At 41.5% G+C, this 20242-nt stretch carries 13 protein-coding genes; 3 read left to right on the forward strand and 10 right to left on the reverse strand.

The genetic code is table 11. The features are described 5' to 3' along the window. Window positions 1–58: 58 nt before the first annotated feature. The 5 genes from mnmG to ACO067_RS11925 form a co-directional block, all read right to left on the reverse strand. Window positions 59–1924, reverse strand: a complete 1866-nt coding sequence (gene mnmG, locus ACO067_RS11905) for a tRNA uridine-5-carboxymethylaminomethyl(34) synthesis enzyme MnmG (RefSeq protein ID WP_421874362.1) — start codon at window positions 1922–1924, stop codon at window positions 59–61. Window positions 1925–1996: 72 nt separating this feature from the next. Beyond that, complete coding sequence (gene ybeY / locus ACO067_RS11910) at window positions 1997–2422, reverse strand: rRNA maturation RNase YbeY (protein ID WP_421874364.1); 426 nt, start codon at window positions 2420–2422, stop codon at window positions 1997–1999. Beyond that, window positions 2422–2823, reverse strand: a complete 402-nt coding sequence (locus ACO067_RS11915; protein WP_421874367.1) for an ATP-binding protein — start codon at window positions 2821–2823, stop codon at window positions 2422–2424. Before ACO067_RS11915 ends, ybeY begins: the two co-directional genes overlap by 1 nt. Then, window positions 2823–6200 carry a DUF4175 family protein gene (locus ACO067_RS11920; protein ID WP_421874369.1) on the reverse strand — a complete coding sequence of 1126 codons (3378 nt, stop codon included), beginning with the start codon at window positions 6198–6200 and terminating at the stop codon, window positions 2823–2825. The genes ACO067_RS11915 and ACO067_RS11920 overlap by 1 nt, the downstream gene beginning before the upstream one ends. 32 nt (window positions 6201–6232) lie before the next feature. Then, window positions 6233–6592, reverse strand: coding sequence for a hypothetical protein (locus tag ACO067_RS11925; protein ID WP_421874370.1), 360 nt, complete (start codon window positions 6590–6592; stop codon window positions 6233–6235). A gap of 200 nt (window positions 6593–6792) precedes the next feature. Here ACO067_RS11925 and ACO067_RS11930 point away from each other — a divergent pair, with 200 nt between their 5' ends. Beyond that, the gene (locus ACO067_RS11930; RefSeq protein ID WP_421874372.1) at window positions 6793–7320 is read left to right on the forward strand and encodes a ComF family protein; all 528 of its coding nucleotides are present in this window, start codon (window positions 6793–6795) and stop codon (window positions 7318–7320) included. Window positions 7321–7409: 89 nt separating this feature from the next. On the opposite strand, the gene gldJ is transcribed toward ACO067_RS11930, so the two are convergent. Continuing rightward, entirely contained in the window at window positions 7410–8735 is a 1326-nt protein-coding gene (gene gldJ / locus ACO067_RS11935; RefSeq protein ID WP_421874374.1) for a gliding motility lipoprotein GldJ, read from the reverse strand. A gap of 144 nt (window positions 8736–8879) precedes the next feature. Next, window positions 8880–12239, reverse strand: a complete 3360-nt coding sequence (gene mfd, locus ACO067_RS11940; RefSeq protein WP_421874376.1) for a transcription-repair coupling factor — start codon at window positions 12237–12239, stop codon at window positions 8880–8882. A 369-nt stretch (window positions 12240–12608) separates the two neighbouring features. Here mfd and ACO067_RS11945 point away from each other — a divergent pair, with 369 nt between their 5' ends. Next, window positions 12609–13373: a S1/P1 nuclease gene (locus tag ACO067_RS11945; protein WP_421874379.1), complete on the forward strand. Its 765-nt coding sequence runs from the start codon at window positions 12609–12611 to the stop codon at window positions 13371–13373. 47 nt (window positions 13374–13420) lie between these two features. Here ACO067_RS11945 and ACO067_RS11950 read toward each other — a convergent pair whose 3' ends face one another. Continuing rightward, the gene (locus ACO067_RS11950) at window positions 13421–13879 is read right to left on the reverse strand and encodes a hypothetical protein (protein WP_421874381.1); all 459 of its coding nucleotides are present in this window, start codon (window positions 13877–13879) and stop codon (window positions 13421–13423) included. A 198-nt stretch (window positions 13880–14077) separates the two neighbouring features. On the opposite strand from ACO067_RS11950, the gene ACO067_RS11955 reads away from it, so the two are divergent. Further along, the gene (locus ACO067_RS11955; RefSeq protein ID WP_421874383.1) at window positions 14078–15622 is read left to right on the forward strand and encodes a DUF4301 family protein; all 1545 of its coding nucleotides are present in this window, start codon (window positions 14078–14080) and stop codon (window positions 15620–15622) included. 60 nt (window positions 15623–15682) lie between these two features. On the opposite strand, the gene ACO067_RS11960 is transcribed toward ACO067_RS11955, so the two are convergent. Together ACO067_RS11960 and ACO067_RS11965 are read right to left on the reverse strand one after the other, a co-directional pair. Further along, window positions 15683–17107: a hypothetical protein gene (locus ACO067_RS11960; RefSeq protein ID WP_421874385.1), complete on the reverse strand. Its 1425-nt coding sequence runs from the start codon at window positions 17105–17107 to the stop codon at window positions 15683–15685. Window positions 17108–17206: 99 nt separating this feature from the next. Beyond that, the gene (locus ACO067_RS11965) at window positions 17207–20167 is read right to left on the reverse strand and encodes a VPS10 domain-containing protein (RefSeq protein ID WP_421874387.1); all 2961 of its coding nucleotides are present in this window, start codon (window positions 20165–20167) and stop codon (window positions 17207–17209) included. Window positions 20168–20242 lie beyond the last annotated feature (75 nt).

A 20242-nucleotide genomic window follows, 5' to 3' on the forward strand; every position in this document is an offset into this window, starting at 1 on the left:
GTGGTTAGAAAACTTAGAATGCTTACAAGATGGGCATTCCTCCAACTTTTCGTACATGCTATTTATTTAGATAAACCATTAGAATTGACACATCTGAGGCAGAAACTCCAGATATTCTGGAAGCTTGTCCAAGCGTAGCAGGTTTCAGTTTAAGAAGTTTTTCTTTTGCTTCAGATGATAAAGATGAGATTTGGCTGTAATCAAAATCAGGATTGATTTTTCTATTTTCTAGTGCAGCCATCTTTTCTGAGTTCTCTCGTTCTCTGGCTATGTAAGTTTCATATTTAATTTGAATTTCTGCTTGTTCTAGAATCTCACGGTTGTAGTCCTGAATGTATTCCTTAAATGTAGGATCAATACTGGCAAGCTTGTCTATGGTTATATCTGGTCTCTTCAAAACTTGATACAGGGAAGATGTGTCTTTGACAGGTGCACTATCAATAGAGTCGAGCATGAGATTAAAATCAGCGGGCTTGTGCTTCTTTTGTTTTAAGTCATTAATGAGACGTTTAGTCTCATGCATTTTGTTCATCGTAAGTTCATAGCGATGTTCAGAAGCAAGACCGATTTCATAAGCCAGTGGAGTAAGTCTTAGGTCCGCATTGTCTTGACGAAGAAGAAGTCTGAATTCAGCTCTTGATGTGAACATGCGGTAGGGCTCGTTAGTGCCTTTATTAATCAAATCATCTATCAATACTCCAATGTAGGCATCAGATCTATTGAGTATAAATGGATTCTTTTCCTGGACTTGAAGCGAAGCATTGATACCAGCCATCAAACCCTGACATCCAGCCTCTTCATATCCTGTTGTGCCGTTGATTTGTCCTGCGAAATAGAGGTTATCGATCAGCTTTGTTTCTAGAGTTTGCTTGAGCTGGGTAGGAGGGAAGAAGTCATATTCGATTGCATATCCAGGTCTGAACATCTTTGCGTTCTCAAATCCAGCAATTTTAGTGAGTGCTTTGTACTGTACATCTTCAGGGAGGGAAGTAGAAAAACCATTAACGTAAACTTCTACGGTATTCCAACCTTCCGGTTCTACGAATATCTGATGACGATCTCTTTCTGCAAACCGATTGATTTTATCCTCAATGGATGGACAATATCGTGGACCTAATCCTCTGATGCGTCCATTGAACATTGGTGATTTGTCAAATCCCGTTTGTAAGACTTCATGAACTTCAGGACTGGTATACGTGATATAGCAACTCCTTTGTTCCTGAAGAGGAGTGGTTGTATCTAGATAAGAGAATTTTTGAGGCTCCTCATCTCCAAGCTGTTCTTCCATCCGGGAGTAATTGAGAGACCGACCATCTACTCTTGGAGGAGTACCGGTCTTCATCCTGCCGCTTTCAAATCCCAGCTCAATTAATTGTTCGGTTATTCCTTTAGCTGCACGCTCACCAGATCGTCCACCACCGAACTGCTTTTCACCAATATGTATAAGACCATTAAGGAACGTACCATTGGTCAACACTACAGATTTGGCTTTGATTTCTAAGCCGAGGCTTGTTCGTACACCTATTACACGATGGTCTTTAACAATAATACCTGTGACCATTTCCTGCCAGAAATCGACATTAGGAGTTTGTTCTAATGCCATTCTCCATTCTTCAGCAAACCTCATACGATCGGACTGCACACGTGGACTCCACATGGCAGGACCTTTACTACGGTTCAACATGCGAAACTGAATCATGGATTTATCAGAGATGATCCCTGAATATCCTCCAAGCGCATCAATCTCACGCACAATCTGTCCTTTAGCTACACCACCCATAGCGGGGTTACAGGACATTTGTGCAATGGTATTCATATTCATAGTAGCCAATAGGACCGTCGATCCCATATTGGCAGCAGCTGCAGCAGCTTCACAGCCGGCATGTCCTGCACCTACTACAATTACGTCATATTCTGGAAACATAGATAGTAAAAGGTTTCACGTGAAACAGTTGACCAACGAACACAGAAACACCACAAGGTGTTCCACGTGGAACTATATTTTTAGCAAAGATAAGCAGGCGTCTTCTTTTTGCCTCATTAAGATTTGCTCATCCTCATGTTTGTCATTGTATCCGATCAAGTGGAGCAGACCATGAATAAGCACGCGGTGAAATTCAGTGAGAAATGCTATGCTCTGTTGGGAAGCATTATCCCGCACTCGATCGATGCTTATGAAGATGTCTGATAGGATAGGAGCACTTGGTTCACTATTATCAAAGGTGATAATGTCAGTGTAATAATCGTGATCCAAATATTGTTGATTGATATTTAGTAAGTATTCGTCAGAGCAGATGATGTAGTTGATGGCTTCTATTTCTTGTTGATGTTCAGTGGCTATATGGGTGAGCCATCCACAGATTTGCTCTTCATGTGCTAGTTCGAAATCAACATCCTCAACAAAGAAATGAATACTATTCATTAATTCAGGTAGAAGATTAGTGTAACTGCTCTGCCTTCATCTTCGAAATAAACTTCGTCACATAGGTTCTTCATGAGGAAAATGCCTCTACCTCCAGGTTTGTCCAGGTTCTCAGGTGAAGTAGGATCAGGGAGATTGTTATAGTCAAAGCCTGGACCTTCGTCACTGATGGTAAATTTCAATGTGTTTTCGTCTACATTGAGTTTTAGGAGGACGTTTTTGTCAGATGCTTTTTGATTGCCGTGAACTATGGCGTTGTTGACTGATTCGGTTACCGCGATCATGATATTGCCATAAATGTCATCGTCGAGGTGAAATTTTTCTTTGGCATTGTCAATAAAACTCTCAATGATTCTAATGTTTTCCGAGAGTGAAGGAATCTGTATTTGTATGCTGTCCATTATTGCTCGTCTCCGCTTAAGCGTCTAAAATAGTCGTTTACTTCCTTTTTGTAAAATGGATTTAAATCCAAAGGTATTGTTTTTAATAATTCAATTTCTTCTTTTTTCGCTTTCAAGTATTCTTCGATTGCAGGAGGTAGTTTACGTTGTTGTGGAGATGCGGTTTCACCTTCTCTTTCTGGAGATTCTTTTTGTTCACGCATTGATTCTTCTGCTTCTAACATACGGGTGAGAATCTCCTGCTGACGATCTATTAATTCTTGAGTAAGACGTTTGTTGACCAAATCCACCTCATTTTCTTCCATTTGTTCGATGGCCTTACTCAATTTATCACCTGCTTGTTGCCCGCCATTTTCATCACCCTCTTCACCGGGCTGTTGTTGCCCGGCAAGTTGCTGCTGCATTTGCTCAAGTTGCTGACGGAGTTCTGCTTGCTCTGCAGCTAGTTTTGCGAGCTCCTCCGACAGTTGCCTTCCTGATTTACCACTATTCTTCAGTTCTTGTATTTGCTCACTTAATTGCTGCTGCATTTGAGACATGTTGGGTAGCGATTGTTTCTGACCCTTTCCTTTTTGAGGATTACCCATAGCCTCGGACATGGCCATCTGCATTTGATCCAGTACGTCATCCAGTAGCAGTGCCAGATTATTCATAGAAGTCATGGCAAATTGCTGATAGGAAGCGGCCTTTCCTTTATTCCTGTCGCGTAATTCCTCCATGGTTTTGTCCAAATTCCGATTTATTTCTCCCACTTCTCGTGTAACAAACGTACTGATCTGTGCTACACGCTCCGCCAGAGAAAGTAGACTGTCTTCTATAACCTGTGCGTTACTGATCAGTTGGAGTTGGTCCTGGGATAGTTCTATGAATCTAGGATCAATTTGCTCAACTTCCTTAATCTCATCGATGATCTCTTCTTGTGCAAAAGACAGTTTAATGAGATTGTCAAGAATATCTCTTAGATGATCTATATTTTCCTGCATCATGGTCATCTCCATCCCAGCTTGCATCTGTTGCATGCTGCTCGCCATATTTTTCATTTTTTGGCCAGCGTTTTTCATTTTTTGACCGGCCTTTTGTTTCTGCTGATTCTGAAGATCTTGAGGGATCTCATTAAGCTTTTCTTGGATGTCCTGCTCGTCCTGATTGAAGTTTTCCATCGGTTCAGGATTCTTCAAGTCTTGATTCAACTGTTCCAAGCTGTCAAGTTGCTCTTGGATTTCCTGAAATTCCTGATTGATTTCTTCTTGCTTTCGTTGAGCTTCGGATTGTTTTGATTGCTCGCTGGACTCAGATTCGGATTGGTTATCGGCTTGTTCTGTTTTCGGATCCACTTCATCCAGTACAGCTTCTGCCTTTGTCTGATCACCTAGTTCGTTTTGTTTTTCACTAAGCTTCTCTAATTTGTCTGCCGTTTGTTCCAGACCAGTTTCGAGCTTTAATCGCTTGAATAGCTCTAATGCACGTTCAAGCTCTTTTTCCATGTTTTTTTCATTGTTCCGAATCTTGGAAAGCTCCTCCAGTACTTGATCTGTTTCGCCTTTTTCTTTCAGTAGTTTTTGGAGCTCGTCATATAGCTTTTTGGTCTCTGGATCCAATACATCTTCAATGAGCTTCTGAAGTTGTTTCGCTTTCTCTTGAAGTTTTGGACTTTGTTTACCAAACTCTTTCTGGCTATCTAAAAGCTGTTGATGCTGTTCCGCCAAATTTTCAATTTCCTCGGCAAGCTTTTCTTTGTCCTTGATTAGGTCATTGATCATTTTTTCATCTTGCCAGTCCAGATCTTTCTTATTTCTCAATCGATCTTCCAAATCTCTCAAGCGATTGTTGATTTCTTCAGCTTTACTTGCTGCATTGTCCATGTTATCTTCAGATTCCTTGCTTTTCTCTGAAATCATGGATTCTACTTCTTCCTCACTTGGCATTTTTAAATAAAACTTCTGTGAATAAGCTGATTTATATCCATTTACGGCATCATTGTCCATTACACCGGCATATACTTCTAAAAACTCATTTTCCGCCAAATCTATACTGTCAATATCCCATTGATAGTAAAACTGCTGATTGATTAGTTTGGCGTCATAAGGTATCTTGAGTTTCCTAAATTGTTCCTCGTTTCCTCGTTTGAAGAATAGGTTGAGGCTAGTAAATCCATAATCATCCTGGATGTTTCCCGTGAAAACGATGGACCGGAAACTAATGGTATCAGGTAGGTAGGTAACTTCTATTTGGGGAGATTCATCCTTGATTACTGAAATATCATATAGAATTCTAGATTTATTGGTTGCATACTCATTAGCCAGAGATATTTCATATTTCATCGAATTAGTAATACGCTTATCAATACTAAAGCCAGAATTTGTGGTTTTCATTAGTGTTGAATCCTGGCCAACGATAAAATATCCCTTTTCTGAATCAGAAGACTTGATATCCCAGGAAAGCATGCTGCCCTCCGGAACGACAAAACTACCGGTATTAGAAATCTGCTGATCATTAAGGCCAGTGTAGGCGGGATAATCTACTGTCACAGATAAATCCCGAAGCTCGGGTCTATTGATTACTTCCAGGTGATAATTTTTGGAATCAAATCCTGCGGCTGAGAAGTAAAAATTCTTGTTTTTATTGAGACTGGGATAGCTAAAAATGAATCGACCACCAGACTGTTTATTCATTCTAAACTGCTGATTGTCAGACACTAACATCACGTAATCTGGGATACTTGTACCTTCTAGTAATACCTCAAGATCATAACTGTCACCTTTGAAGGCAATCAATTCACTCTTAACATCATAAGTGAAAGGAGCCGGTTTCTCAAATGCTTTATTGAATTGTACAATACGTGAAGAGCTTTCACTAAACAGGCCTGGACTAACAAATGAAACAAGAAAGACGAAAAAGACAAATGCTGTGAGGTAATAGAGATATTTCTTATTGACTTTAAAATCAACGGCTTCCTTAAAATCGAATACTTTAAGTTCACTTTGTTTTTGCTCGATCGCTGCAAAGACTAGTGAAGACGCGTTATGTGAAGAATCGTTGAGCTGCAAATAATTTAACAGCTTGTCTGCAATATCTGGAAAGTGAAGACCGATCAGCCTGGCAGCTTCCTGATCAGAAATGCCACGATTAATCTGAATGATTCTTAGAATAGGGATAGCAATGCGAAAAGCAAGAAAGTAAAGCAGTAGTCCAACAAGAATGACAAATAGTGAAAGACGAATGGGTTGGTTAAACCAAAAGTATCCCTCTAATAAACTGATAACCAGCCAAATAGCACCGAAAAGTAAGATAGAAATGAGACTTCCACGGATCAATTGGTTCACGTGAAACTTTCGTTTGAATCTAATGATGTTTTCTTTAAGACTGTTTGCTGACATATAATCCTTTTACGAATTGCCGGGCTTTTAGATTAATCGATACCTATCTCCTTCTCAAAATACTCAAGGATATGCATTTTCAATAATTTCTCCTGTTCAAGAAGGTCGAAATGTGGTAACGCTTTGATCAATTTCCAATGTGGCCAGCCATTTTCATCAATACCATCGAGCTCATAATAGCCAGAAAGCGACAACACTTTACAAACTGCGATGTGCATGAGGTCTTGTTTCTCTTCTTTATCGAAATTTTTAGCTCCCAAACCCAATTCCTGAACGCCTATAAGGAACAAAACCGCATTCAGGTCTTTGGGTTTTTTCCCTACGAGATTCTCAAGGCCTTTAATTAGCCGATTCCAGTCTTTTTCTAGTGTAAGATCTTTCTGATAGACCATTATTTGAAATATTGTATCTTGGTAAAGTGAAAATCGCAGCCTTTCTAAAGAGTATTTCCGCCGACTTTGTGAACCTACTGTTCCCGACAGTATGCATTGATTGCAAGACACCGCTGGTACAACAGGAAAATTACCTATGTCTCAAATGTAGACTTTCTCTTCCAAAAACCAACTACCATACTCTACCTGACAATATTCTAATGAAGAAGTTCGTGTTCGAGCCAAAAGTTCAGAAAGCAGCGGCTTATTTATTTTTCAACAAAGGAGGAGTAGCTCAAAAAATCATTCATGAAATAAAGTACAAAAATCAACCAGAGTTTGGTGTACTAATTGGCGAATGGTACGGTCACGATTTGTCTAAAACTAATTGGCCTATTGACTTAATCATTCCAGTACCATTGCATAAATCCAAACTGGCAAGGCGTGGATTCAATCAGAGTGAACGAATTGGAGAAGGGATCTCAAGAAGTACGGGTTGGCCATTAGTATCAGATATTGCTATCCGCACTCGACATACAGTAAGTCAAACACGAAAGTCTAAAGTACAACGCTGGAAAAATATGCAGTCAGTATACAAATTAAAGAGAACTGGTGCAGTGACTGGTAAGAATGTAGCAATCGTTGATGATGTTCTCACCACAGGAGCAACAATTGGTGAGTTGGTGTCTTTGTTGGTTGAGTCCGGCGCTGCAGGAGTTTACATCATCACTCTAGCAGCAGGGAAATAAGGACTTATAGATTACGCCTTATTGTATTAGCAAAAAAAAGCCGTTACAACTTGACGTCATAACGGCTTCTAATATTAAAACAGGTTATCTTAATAATTGGTACCTGCCCGAATCATTGCACATCTAAATCCAATCGTTGATGTTGCAGAATCTTCAAACAAGTATCTTCTAGTACCAGGTGACAACCAATAGGCTACATCAGCCCATGATCCACCTTTGTATACTCTTAATCTCTTCATTGGAGGATTTTCGGTATCATAAGAATTTTGGAGGCCGGTATTGGCCACCCATTCTTCCTCAGTGTATGGTTGCTCATTTCCGATAAAATTCCAACTTGCATCATATCCAGTTTCTGGATCCAAAGTACCATCTCTTCTCACAGGGTTCATGTCTTCAACCATTTGGTGAGAAAGTGGACGGTAAACATCCTGCACCCATTCGTTTACGTTTCCAGCCATGTTGTATAGACCAAAGTCATTTGGAGGATAATCGTAAACATATGTCGGGATCATCGCCCCATCATTCAGCTTACCAGCGATACCTGCATAGTCACCTCGACCTCTCTTGAAGTTAGCAAGGAAGTAACCCATGCTCTTTCCATAAGGATTTCTGAGTGCGTGACCATCCCAAGGATATAGTCTTCTGTGTGTTTGGTTTTCATCTAACCACTGAGTTCCGATAAGAGCTTGAGCAGCATATTCCCACTCAGCTTCAGTTGGGAGACGATAGTTAGGCAGAACCACGCCAGATTCCAATGGAATTCTCGGGAAATCAGTTCCAGAAGTTCCCGGATCACCTTCAGCTCCAGCGAATGCCTGATCTCCTGCATTGGCAACTTCATCATACAATCCAGCATCTTCAGCTAGTTTGATGTTTACCACTCTGGTTCTCCATTTACAATAGTTTACGGCTTGTCTCCAATTCACACCTACTACTGGGAAATATCTAAAACCCGGATATCTGTAGTAATGATCCACATATGAATCGTTGAATGCAAGGTCTTTAGCCCACACTGTGGTATCTGGAAGGTTGTTTTTCCAGTAATATTCGTCTGAGTCTTGTTTGATGTAAAACTCATACTCCAACCAGTTGATATTAGCAACTTCAGTTTCATCCATGTAGAATGAAGCAACTGTTACAGCACGCTCAACATTGTCGTTGGAATTGAGGACATCTTCTTCGAAAGTACCTAGAACGGTTCTTCCACCTTCAATAAAGATCAGGTTGGGTCCTTCTGGCTGACCACTGAAGTCATTCACCACAAAGCCTCCCTCTTCATTGAACTCTAACCCGGTAGTCGTACTGTACTTGCCGGGAGCAGAACTTGTAGGGGTTCCAGACCCACAAGAACTTAGCATTACTGCTACTGCTAACACCGATGCAGAGCCAGTAAGCGCATTAACCAAATTTTTCATAACCTGTTTTACTTTTATTTGAAACGCTCCAAAATAGTAATAAATACAATGATTTCAAAAATAGGCTTTTTGACCGATCTTTTGAACTTATTGTATTCAATTAATAGGAAAATTAGACAATTATTGTGTAAACCTCGGTATAATTCACACACTTACAGTCGAATGCATGTGATTTAACACCTGTAAACCCTCTTCTATATCGTTGATTTCTTTCACCGAAATGATGAGTTTCTTCTTCATATCCTTCATGTTACATCGCCTAGGTTGACTCTGTACGTATTGAAGTATTTGACCAAAAACATCCGATTGGAAGTATGCCTCATCTTTAGAATCGGATAGATAGCAGCGCATCATGCCGTTTTTGATGGTCACTTTTTCAAATCCTAATCTGACAGCTGCCCAACGCAATCGCACAGAGGTCATCAAATCAGATACAGCATCCGGCAATGGCCCAAATCGATCTTTCATTCCGTTGATGAACCCTTCGAGTTCCTCATCATTTTCAAGACTATCCATCCTGGAGTAGAGATTCAGTCGTTCAGATATGTTAGACACATAATCTTGAGGGATGAGAATTTCCAGATCGGTCTCAATTACACACTCTTCCTTAATAGCATGGAATTTTTGATGATCCATTTCATTTTCGAAGAGGTCTTTGAATTCGGTTTCTTTCAGTTCGCTGACGGCTTCATCGAGGATTTTGTGATATACTTCAAATCCCATGTCGTTGATAAATCCACTTTGTTCACTACCTAGCAAATTTCCAGCACCTCGAATATCCAAATCCCGCATAGCTACTTTGAAGCCATCACCCAAATCTGAAAATTCTTCTAAAGTAGTCAACCTTTTTCGTGCATCCGATGAAAGTGCAGAAGTGGGAGGTGTCAGCAGGTAGCAGTAGGCCTTGGTGTTGGAGCGACCGACTCGTCCACGCATCTGGTGAAGATCAGATAAGCCAAACATGTGGGCTCTGTTGATGATGATGGTGTTGGCATTGGGTATGTCAAGTCCAGACTCGATGATGTTAGTAGAAACCAACACATCGTATTCGCCTTCAATGAACTTGAGCATCACTTTCTCTAGTTGTTTGCCGTCCATTTGTCCGTGAGCAATCCCGATTTTCGCATCTGGAACCAGACGGAAAATGATGTTGCCAATTTGCTCGATATCTCCCACGCGGTTGTGGACCATAAATACCTGGCCGCCTCTTCTCAACTCATGACTCACCGCGTCCCGGATAACTTCTTCGTTGAACTCATGAATTTCTGTGGTAACGGGTCTTCTGTTTGGTGGTGGGGTAGAAATGATCGATAAATCCCTGGCCCCCATTAGTGAAAAGTGCAAAGTCCTTGGTATTGGAGTTGCTGTAAGGGTAAGTGCATCCACATTCACCCGCATTTCCTTCAATCGTTCCTTCACCTTCACTCCGAACTTCTGTTCTTCATCAATGATCATCAATCCCAAATCCTTGAACTCAATGTCTTTGTTGACAATTCGGTGTGTTCCAATTAGAATATCGATATGTCCTGCTTTGACCTTTTTCTTGACTTCTGTGATGTCTTTGGTGCTTTTGAAGCGATTGATGTAATCTACCGTGACAGGAAAATCTTCCAACCGCTTCGAAAATGTGTGGAAATGCTGCATGGCTAAAATGGTGGTGGGTACCAGAACGGCCACTTGTTTGCCAGAATCCACCGCTTTGAATGCTGCACGTACTGCAATTTCGGTTTTACCAAATCCCACATCACCACAGACAAGACGATCCATTGGGTGGCCCTGCTCCATGTCTTTCTTTACATCTTCGGTTGCCAGTGCCTGATCCGGAGTATCCTGGTATAAAAACGATGACTCCAACTCGGCTTGCAGATATGTATCTTCTGGAAAAGTGAAACCAGGGGCCGCTTTACGTTTGGCATAGAGGTTGATCAGGTCCTTGGCTATGTCCTTGACCTTTTTCTTGACCTTCTTTTTCTTGTTGTCCCAATCCTGCGTACCCAGTTTGTTGATCGATGGTGGCTGACTGTCTTTGCTTGAATACTTCGAAACTTTATGGAGAGAGTGCACACTCACATAAAGTAGGTCGTCATCTCTGTAAATCAGCCGAAGGGCTTCCTGCTTATTTCCACCAACATCCACCGTGTCCAAACCTGCAAATCGACCAACTCCATAATCGATGTGTACAACATAATCACCAGGTTGTAAAGTCTTGAGCTCGCGTAGGGTGAGGGATTTGGATTTTGAAAACTTTTCCTTCGCCTTGTACTGATGAAAACGATCGAAGATTTGATGATCTGTATAGCAGACAAATTCATGATGATCATCAATAAATCCCTCGCGAAAAGATGCCCCAATCCCCTTGAAGTGAAGTTCGGGATTAATTTCTTTAAAAATACTTTCTAGACGTTCCAGCTGCTTGAAGGACTCGGCTGTGATGACCTTTTGAAAATCCTTTACCTGAAACTGGTACAAGTCTTCTGCCAGTAACTCAAAGTTTTTATGAAAATGTGGCTGTGGTCGAATCCCCAGATTGAATTCGTCATTTGGCTTTAGGTAGTATCTATTGCCAAACTCCACCCGATGAAATTTTTTCAGCAGTAGGTCAAACGATTTTTCTGAATCAAAGAGATCTTCCGGTTTGAATACCACTTGAGTGTATCCACTCACCTTCATGATTTGATCAAAAGAGTCTACCGCTTTGTTGAATCCTTTTTCAATCAGGTCCAATGTCTCGCGATAATCCTTCATCCAGATCACCGTATTTTTTGGTGCAAACTCAAAGAATGATTGTCGCTCTTCGCGAAGCAATCGTGTTTGCACATTAGGAATGAGCGTTACCTCATCCAGAGATTTATTGGAGAGTTGGCTTTCTGGATCGAATTCCCGGATGCTCTCAATTTCATCACCAAAAAGCTCTAGCCTATATGGATAATCATGTGCGAATGAGAAAATGTCAATAATTCCACCACGAACAGAAAACTGCCCGGCCTCATAAACGAAATCACTTCGCTCAAAATCATAACTATTAAGCAGCTCTGTGAGAAATTCAATATTCAGCTGTTCACCAACCGTAGCGGTGAACGTGTTGTCCTGCAAAGATCTTTTATTGATGACTTTTTCATAAAGCGCATCAGGATAAGTGATAATCTGATGACCTGATCGGTTACTTGAATTGATCTGGTTTAAAACTTCTGCCCGCTGTAGGATATTGGCATTTTCTGTTTCTTCAAACTGGTAGGGCTTTTTGTATGAACTGGGAAAAAGAAGCAATTGATCCTCAGGAAGAAAGTTTCTCAGGTCATTGAGAAAGTACTGTGCTTCCTCCTTGTCATGCAAGACAAAAATATTGGTTTGCTTCTGCAAGGAGGCGTGCGCAGCTGCCATGATCGCATCAAAGCTGCCAGCCATTCCCTTGAGCCGAACCGTTTGGTTTTTCATGATCGAATCAGATATGCTTCGGATCATGTCACTGGATGTAAAGTGCTTTAGTATTTCTCCTGCTTCCACGAATTGCGATTAAAGATGCAAAAGTACACGAATCTGGTACTGAACTACGTTAGACAAACAGCAATTGAGGAAAGGAGTTCTGGAAAATGCTCAAAATGCTCTATTGGAGACTAATTGTAACTTATAAATGAATTTTTTAAAGATATTTTTGAAACATTCTTAGAAATAATCAGTATATTAAAATACAATAAACAAGACATTTGTCGTTTTAGACATACATTACTTTTTAGGTTAGGTTGGTGATAAAGGCGCTTGTACTCTCGGTACGGCGCCTTTTCTTTATTCCGGATATACACCACTTATCACCTTTCATTATTTCTTAACTACATTTTGCTATTCTAAAAGTGCTGGTACCTATATCTTCACATCATGAAAAAAATAATAGCATTAGCTCTTTTGATGACGTTGACACTTCAAGCCCTTCCCTGGGGTAAAACTGGTCATCGAGTAATTGGTCTGATAGCCGAACGTCACTTATCGAAAAAAGCCAAAAAACAAATTGAGAAAATACTGAAGGATGAAACGCTGGCTGAAGTTAGCAACTACATGGATTTCATCCGAGCAGATGACCGCTATGACCACATGGCTCCCTGGCATTACTGCACCATTCCTGATGGACAAACTTATGAGGAAGCAGGAACTCCCGAAGAAGGTGACGCGATTGTTGCCATTCAAAAATTCACAGAAGAACTGCGAACAAAAAAATTCACAGAAGGAGATGAGGCATTTACCCTTAAGCTTTTGGTACATCTGATTGGCGACATCCATCAGCCACTACACGTGGGCAATGGTGAAGACAAAGGAGGAAATGATGTGAAACTTGACTATTTCTGGAGTTCTTCTAACCTGCATCGCGTGTGGGACTCTGGAATCATTGATGGCCAGCAGTATGCCTACACCGAATATGCAGACTGGATAGATCACGCTTCAGACTCCAATCGGGAAAAGTGGGAGAACGATGAGTTGATGGACTGGATTTATGAATCTCAGCAATTACGAAATGAGTGTTATGAATTGCCAGAGAATATGAAGATCGCATATGATTACGATTATGAACATCTTGACCTGGTCAACCAACGCTTGCTACAAGCCGGCATTCGACTGGCAGCGGTCTTGAATGAAATTTATGGATAAGGATTGTTTTCAGTAGGAGGATCTGGAAAAGGTCCTCCCTCTGGTTGCTATAAAATCGTCAATCGTAGTTTATTAGCGGCATTTTCTAACTCGACCAGCGCTTCTATAGCCATTACTACTTCCGGGGCCACTTTCAGAATTCTAGCCGCTTCATGAACCTGCTCTTTTTCCTCTAATGCATAATCGCCATCAGCGGAGCTCATCCTAATGGCATCATAGATCAACAGTTTGTTAAATCCTGCCAGCGCAGAACTATTGAAACTGTTGAATAACTCGTCAAGTTCTGCAGATTCAAAATCAAACTCTTCCCAATCGGCCACTATTTCTTCATCTACACCTACTTCTCTTGCCATATCCAGGGTCAGCCATTCCAGCTCAGGATCACTGACTATCCCATCAGATCCAGCGATAGTCAACAATGCATATCCGTATTCGCGCCACTTGTTTTTCGGCACCATACTGATTCCATAAAAAGTCGGAGAGATATTTGTTAAGTCAGAACTCATGGGCGGGAGGTTTGGTCGTTATTAAATAAGTACGTACTAACTATGTAATCTAGCTTTTTCTAGATAAAGAATTCATCTTCCAATTTACATTTCCCTTCAAATTAATCACTATAATTGAAAAGAGAACATCTGATTGTCAACCATTGATCGCACTATTGGTTGAACTAGATAGCTATTGGACTTAATCGAGATAAAGAAATGTTTACAGAATCAGACTTAAAGCAAATTGCGGATCACCAGTTGGACCTTAATGATGTCAACTATCAGATAGATAAATTTAAGAACGGATTCCCACCGACAGAACTTTCCAGAGCTGCAACTGCTCAAAACGGAATAATGGAGGTATCTGATAAGGAAGCTGAAGAGTACATCAGCTTTTACGAAAACAATCTCGGGAAGATAGACCTGGTCAAATTTGTACCTGCTTCCGGCGCAGCAACTCGAATGTTCAAAACCTTATTTGCTTTCCTAAATGAATACAAGGGAAGTGAATCCGACTATGAAAAGATGAAAGCAGATCAATCTTCTGGTTCTGTTTTTACCTTCTTCAAAAAGCTAGAAAGCTTCGCTTTTTATGAAGACCTAAAAGATGCGTACAAACAAGCCACCGGAGAATCACTGGAAGAGGCACATGTAAAACGCAAATTCATAGAAATTCTAGAAGTGTTGCTTTTGGAGAAGGGTCTGGACTATGGTAGCCTACCCAAAGGTCTGCTTCGTTTTCATCAATATGGTGAATCCTCCAGAACCCCCGTGGAGGAACACATTGTGGAAGGAGCTCAATATGCAAAAGACTCTGATGGCAATGTCAAAATTCATTTCACTGTATCACCGGATCATAAAGCTAGGTTTGAAAAGCACGTATCAGAAATCAAAGCGAGCTATGAATCTGAATATGGGGTGAAAGTGGCAGTATCTTACAGTGTACAAAAACCGTCTACCGATACGATCGCTGTAGATATGAACAATGAACCGTTTAGAAATGAAGACGGGTCACTACTTTTCCGGCCAGCAGGACACGGAGCCTTACTGGAAAACCTCAATGACATAGATGCCGATGTGGTTTTCTTGAAAAATATTGACAATGTGGTGCCGGACCACCTAAAAGACGATACCATCAAATACAAGAAGGTGATTGCTGGAATTTTGCTCAAATACTCTGCCAGGATAAACAGTGCCCTGGAATCATTGCAATCAGGGAGTGGACTCTCAGAAGCTGCCGGCCTACTGGCAGAACTAGGATATGAACCGGGTAGCGCATTCAACAATCTGGGAGATAGCGAACGAGTTCACTTGCTCAAAGAAAAGCTAAACCGACCATTTCGGGTTTGTGGGATGGTGAGAAGTGATGGTGATCCAGGCGGCGGGCCGTTCTGGGTCAAAGGTAAGGACGGTTCGAAATCTCTTCAGGTGGTGGAAACAGCACAAATAGATCTGACTACTGAAGATCAAAAAGCTGTTTTCAATCAAGCTACGCACTTCAATCCAGTGGACGTGGTGTGCATGCTCAAAGACAAGAATGGTGAGAAGTTTGATCTGTTAAAATACCGTGATCCAGATACGGGCTTCATCACTCAGAAGTCAAAAGATGGAAAAGACTTGAAAGCTCAGGAATTACCCGGTCTTTGGAATGGAGCCATGGCGGATTGGAACACCATCTTTGTGGAGGTGCCACCAATCACCTTTAATCCTGTAAAATCGGTAAATGATTTATTGAAACTAGAACATCAAGGAGCGGAGTAAACACAAGAGTGCTCAATAGGTTAGAAATTGAAAAGACCTCAAACAGGAGGTCTTTTTGCTTTAAAAGATGGTCAGATCAAAAACCAGCTGGCCATCCATTTCCAGTGGGAGCACAAACTTGGAGTCAGTTAGCCATCTTGGTGTTCCTGGTGTTTTGATGTAACCAGAATTAAAAATCAGCTTAGCCATATCATTGGTGAGCTGATATATTAGCATTCCTGAAGTTTCGAAATCAGCATATTTGGCAATAATAAAATTTCCATCCGGTGAAATGTAATGATCCGTCACGGCTCCACCGATTTGCATTTGTTCACCATTATCCAGGCTTAAGTAAAATGATTCGGGATATTCTGATTCCTGTGTGATGATCAACGCATTGGACTCTGGAAGGTAGGAATTGATATAAAACCCGCCATAATCACCCTGCTCATAAAATCTGGAATTCCCGTTATCAAACTTGATAAGGATGCCGTTTTCAGCTTGCTCATAAAACTGTTCGATACTATCCGTTTCGATAATGACTTGTCCTCCGTCTATGAAGTCTACATAATCAGTTGTGTCAAAAGTGATTTTGGGTAGCGGTTTACCAAAGTATTCATTGACCTCATTTTTCCACTCGGGATCATAGAGGTTAATGATTTTCTCCTGTAACGAATTCAGCTCTTCTGCTGATTCGTCCAGTCCTCTACGCAACCAAAAAGCGGAATAGTGATGCATGTTGGAATTAATAGACACTGATTCGAATTTTGACCAGTAAGGTTCCATATATCGGCTCCAAAACTGATAATAGGAATCGTAATTATCAGAGAACTGCACTTTGCCATCACTTAGGAACCTACCGCGCTGTGCAGCATTAGCATATAGTCGCATTTCATATTCAAAAGAAGAGTAACTAGTTAGTAGCAAATAGGCGAGATGTAGTTTTCTGAATTCATTTCGATAATAGTCATAAATGCGCTGATATACCACTCCGTTATACTGAGAGCTATTTGGGTTTGGGATCAGCTTATTCGAAACCACTGAAGGCAGCCAGGCAGGCACCATATACATTTCGTGTTCTACCGTTGGCAAGAGGTCCGTTCTTCCTCTTTTTCCGGTTTCTTGAATTTTCGGATTGAATAACCTATCGTATTGATCCGCCGACCAATCGTTCTGATCCAGGCACATTCTGACAGCCTGATCAAATCGATACCTCAAATTAAGGATGGAACCATAGTAGGACGGCTCTTGATCTATCTGATCAACCTCGTGTGGAGTAAGCTGGTAGATGTTTTTTAGGTTAAACGACTCGCCCACTTTACAATCCAGCTCTTTTAGATCATAATAATCTTCACTAATTGTCACTTCCTCCTCCGCGGCTTCTTCAGCCACTTCTTCCATAGCCTCTTCAGCGACTTCCTCAGTGGCAGTTTCTTCGGTGCTTTGAGTTTTGTTGCTACATGAGAATAACAAGACGAGGCATGTGATGAAGACCAGATTTTTCATAGGTGGTGATTCTTAGGTTTGGTTTATGAAGATAAAAAAATTACCGACTCGAATCAACTCCGTATGATAACCAAAAAGCCGGCAAACGCCGGCTTTCTGCTACTTCATCAAATTTTCAAATTCCTTTTTGAGTTTTTCGTAGCGCTCTATAGCATCTTTTCCCATCTTCTGATCAGTACTTATAGTCATGCGATACAGGTAATTTATCTGGTCAATCAATTTCGGCATGGGATAAGTGATGTCTTTGGCTTGTAACTCCGCCAATGTGGACTTTGCTTCTTGTACATCTGCTGTTTTGTCTTTTACTTTTTGCTCCAACGTTGCTTCCAGTTGGCGTGCATCTCCCAATAGTCTTCCTACTTGCTTTGCAAACAAGATCTGATCTTCGATCATTTGTTGATTGATTCCCGTTTGTTCAGCTCTTGGATCCAGCACAAGCTCAAAAGTCGTTTCCACGGTGTTTTCACCGGCAGTTATTCGTGCGGTGTATTCACCTGGGGCTACCATCGGTCCGGAGCTCCACCTTCTCCGCTCATTATCACTCCAAGGACCAAAATGCTGCATGTCCCACGCGTAGCGATTATGACCTTTCTTGCCAGATAAACTTTTATCGACAAGAAAGATGAACTCGTTAGTTTCCATTTTTCGCTGGACACTTTCTTCAAAATCGATACTTGTGGTGTCGCGGTAATAGGTATTGATTGCTGTTCCAGCAGCATCTACTATTTCCAGTTTGATTTGTTTTGTTTCTTCCGGCAAAAAATAATCAATCAGTACACTTCCCGTTTCAAAATCCGGAACAGCATCTCCATAACTGCGCATTCGGTAACGGATTGTTTTATCAGGACTGTAAATACTTAGTTTATTCGATTTGTCATATTGCTGGAGCACAGAGGCGTTATCGAGAATCCAGAACCCGCGACCCATTGTTGACATAACCAGGTCATTTCGGTGCAGTTTGATATCGGTGATCGGAACTACCGGAAGGTTGTTTTGAAAAGATTCCCAGTTCGCCCCATCATCATATGATACAAAAAGACCATACTCTGTTCCAGCGAAAAGCAAACCTTCTCGCTCTGGATCTTCCCGAACAACTCGAACAGGATAATCATCAGGAATACCATTGGTAATCAGCTCCCAGCTTTTACCATAATTGGTCGTTTTCACAATGTATGGTTTCCAGTCACCGACTTGATACCGGAGGATGGTGGCATAAGCTTTAGCTGGATTATGTGGTGATGGTTCCACTGCATCTACACGACCACCTTTTGGAATTTTCGACGGGGTGACATTGGACCAATTAGCTCCATTGTCTTGAGTAACATAAATCGGCCCGTCGTTGGCTCCAGTCCAGATGACACCAGCTTTTACAGGTGATTCACGAATGGCATAAATGGTACTGTAGTATTCTTCACCGGTAATGTCTCTGGTGATCGGCGATCCGGAGATTACTTGTTTATCTGCTTCGAATGCCGTTAAATCTGGGCTGATCGTTTCCCAAGAAACTCCTTCGTTTGTTGTTCTATGCACGTATTGTGAAGTGTGATAAATGATTGTCGGATCATGTGGCGAAACATGAATGGGCGATACACGCTGAAAACGGTATTCCAAATCCTTCGGATTGTGCCCATACATGTACGAAGCACCAACATAATAAGCTTTTTCTTCACCCGTCAATTTGTTAAACACCCCAAAGCGACCTTTGCAGTTGGCATAAACAATATTGGGATTTACTGGATTGGGAACAGCTGGTCCGGTTTCACAACCTCCGGTATTGATAATGTACCCAATTTGGTCAGCCTGAATGCTGTAAGGTTCATTGCTCGGTACGGCAATAGTGGAATAGTTGTCTTGCTGACCGCCATACAGCCAGTAGGGATACTGGTTGTCTACTTCTACCTGGTAGATTTCTGAGGTTGGCTGATTGAACTGTGTAGACCAGCTTTCGCCACCATTGAAAGTCACATTGGCACCTCCATCGTTAGATTGGATGAATAGTTTTGGGTTATCAGGATTGATCCACATGTCATGATTGTCTCCGTGAGGAGGGCGAAGGTAATCCCAGTCTTTGCCTCCATTAGTGGATTTGTAGTTTCCGGTAGCCAATGCATAAAGTACCTCTGGGTTCTTAGGATCAACCCTCAAGTTGGTGTAATAGAAGGGCCTTGTACGGATCCCACCAAAGTCTGAGATTTGTTTGAACGTTTTTCCCTGATCTACAGACTTGTACAAACCACCTTCTTTTTCAGGTGCTTCTACCAAAGCATACACGATTTTAGAATCGGCTGGAGTTACCGCGACATCTATTTTACCAATCACATCTGCCGGAAGGCCTGCGGTGAGTTTATCCCACGTTTTCCCATCATCCACAGATTTGTAAATACCGCCTTCGGTTGCGGCATCACCACCGCTGATAATGGTCCAGGGTTTTCTTTCTCCTTTCCAGGCCGCAGCATAAAGCGTGCTGGGATTGCCCGGTAAAAATTCCACATCCGCAAAGCCTACCTGGTCAGAGATGAATAGCACTTTGTTCCAGTTTCTTCCGCCATCGGTGGTTTTGAAAATCCCACGTTCAGGATTCGCATTGAATGCAGAGCCAACTGCTGCTACGTAAACGACATTGTGATTATCCGGATGAATAATAATCGCACCAATTTGTCCTGCATTTCGCAAACCAATGTGTTCCCAGGTTTCACCTCCATTTATTGATTTGTACACTCCCTTTCCGGCAATTACATTACTCCTTAAACCATCCGAGCCAGTAGCCACGTACACAATGTTAGGATCTTGCTGATCTACTGCTATTGCTCCGATGGAAGGTGTTTCGAAATATCCATCAGAGACATTGTTCCAGGTGGTTCCATAGTCTGTTGTCTTCCAAACACCACCACCCGTGGCACCGAGGTAAAAAGTGCCAGGCTCTACTCGAGTACCAGCTACAGCAGTTACCCGACCACCACGAAGAGGCCCAACGTTTCGAAATTTAAAATCGAACTGGCAAAAGCCAGTATGAAAAAGGAGGAGGAAAACCGTGAAAACGGAAAATTTGATCTGCTTCATTTGATGTCGTATCTATGGGCTTATGTTTATGATTCAATCAAGATGATTGGTCACCTTTTTACCCCTTATCCCTAA

Source organism: Marinoscillum sp., assembly GCF_965229915.1.
Classification (GTDB): domain Bacteria; phylum Bacteroidota; class Bacteroidia; order Cytophagales; family Cyclobacteriaceae; genus Marinoscillum.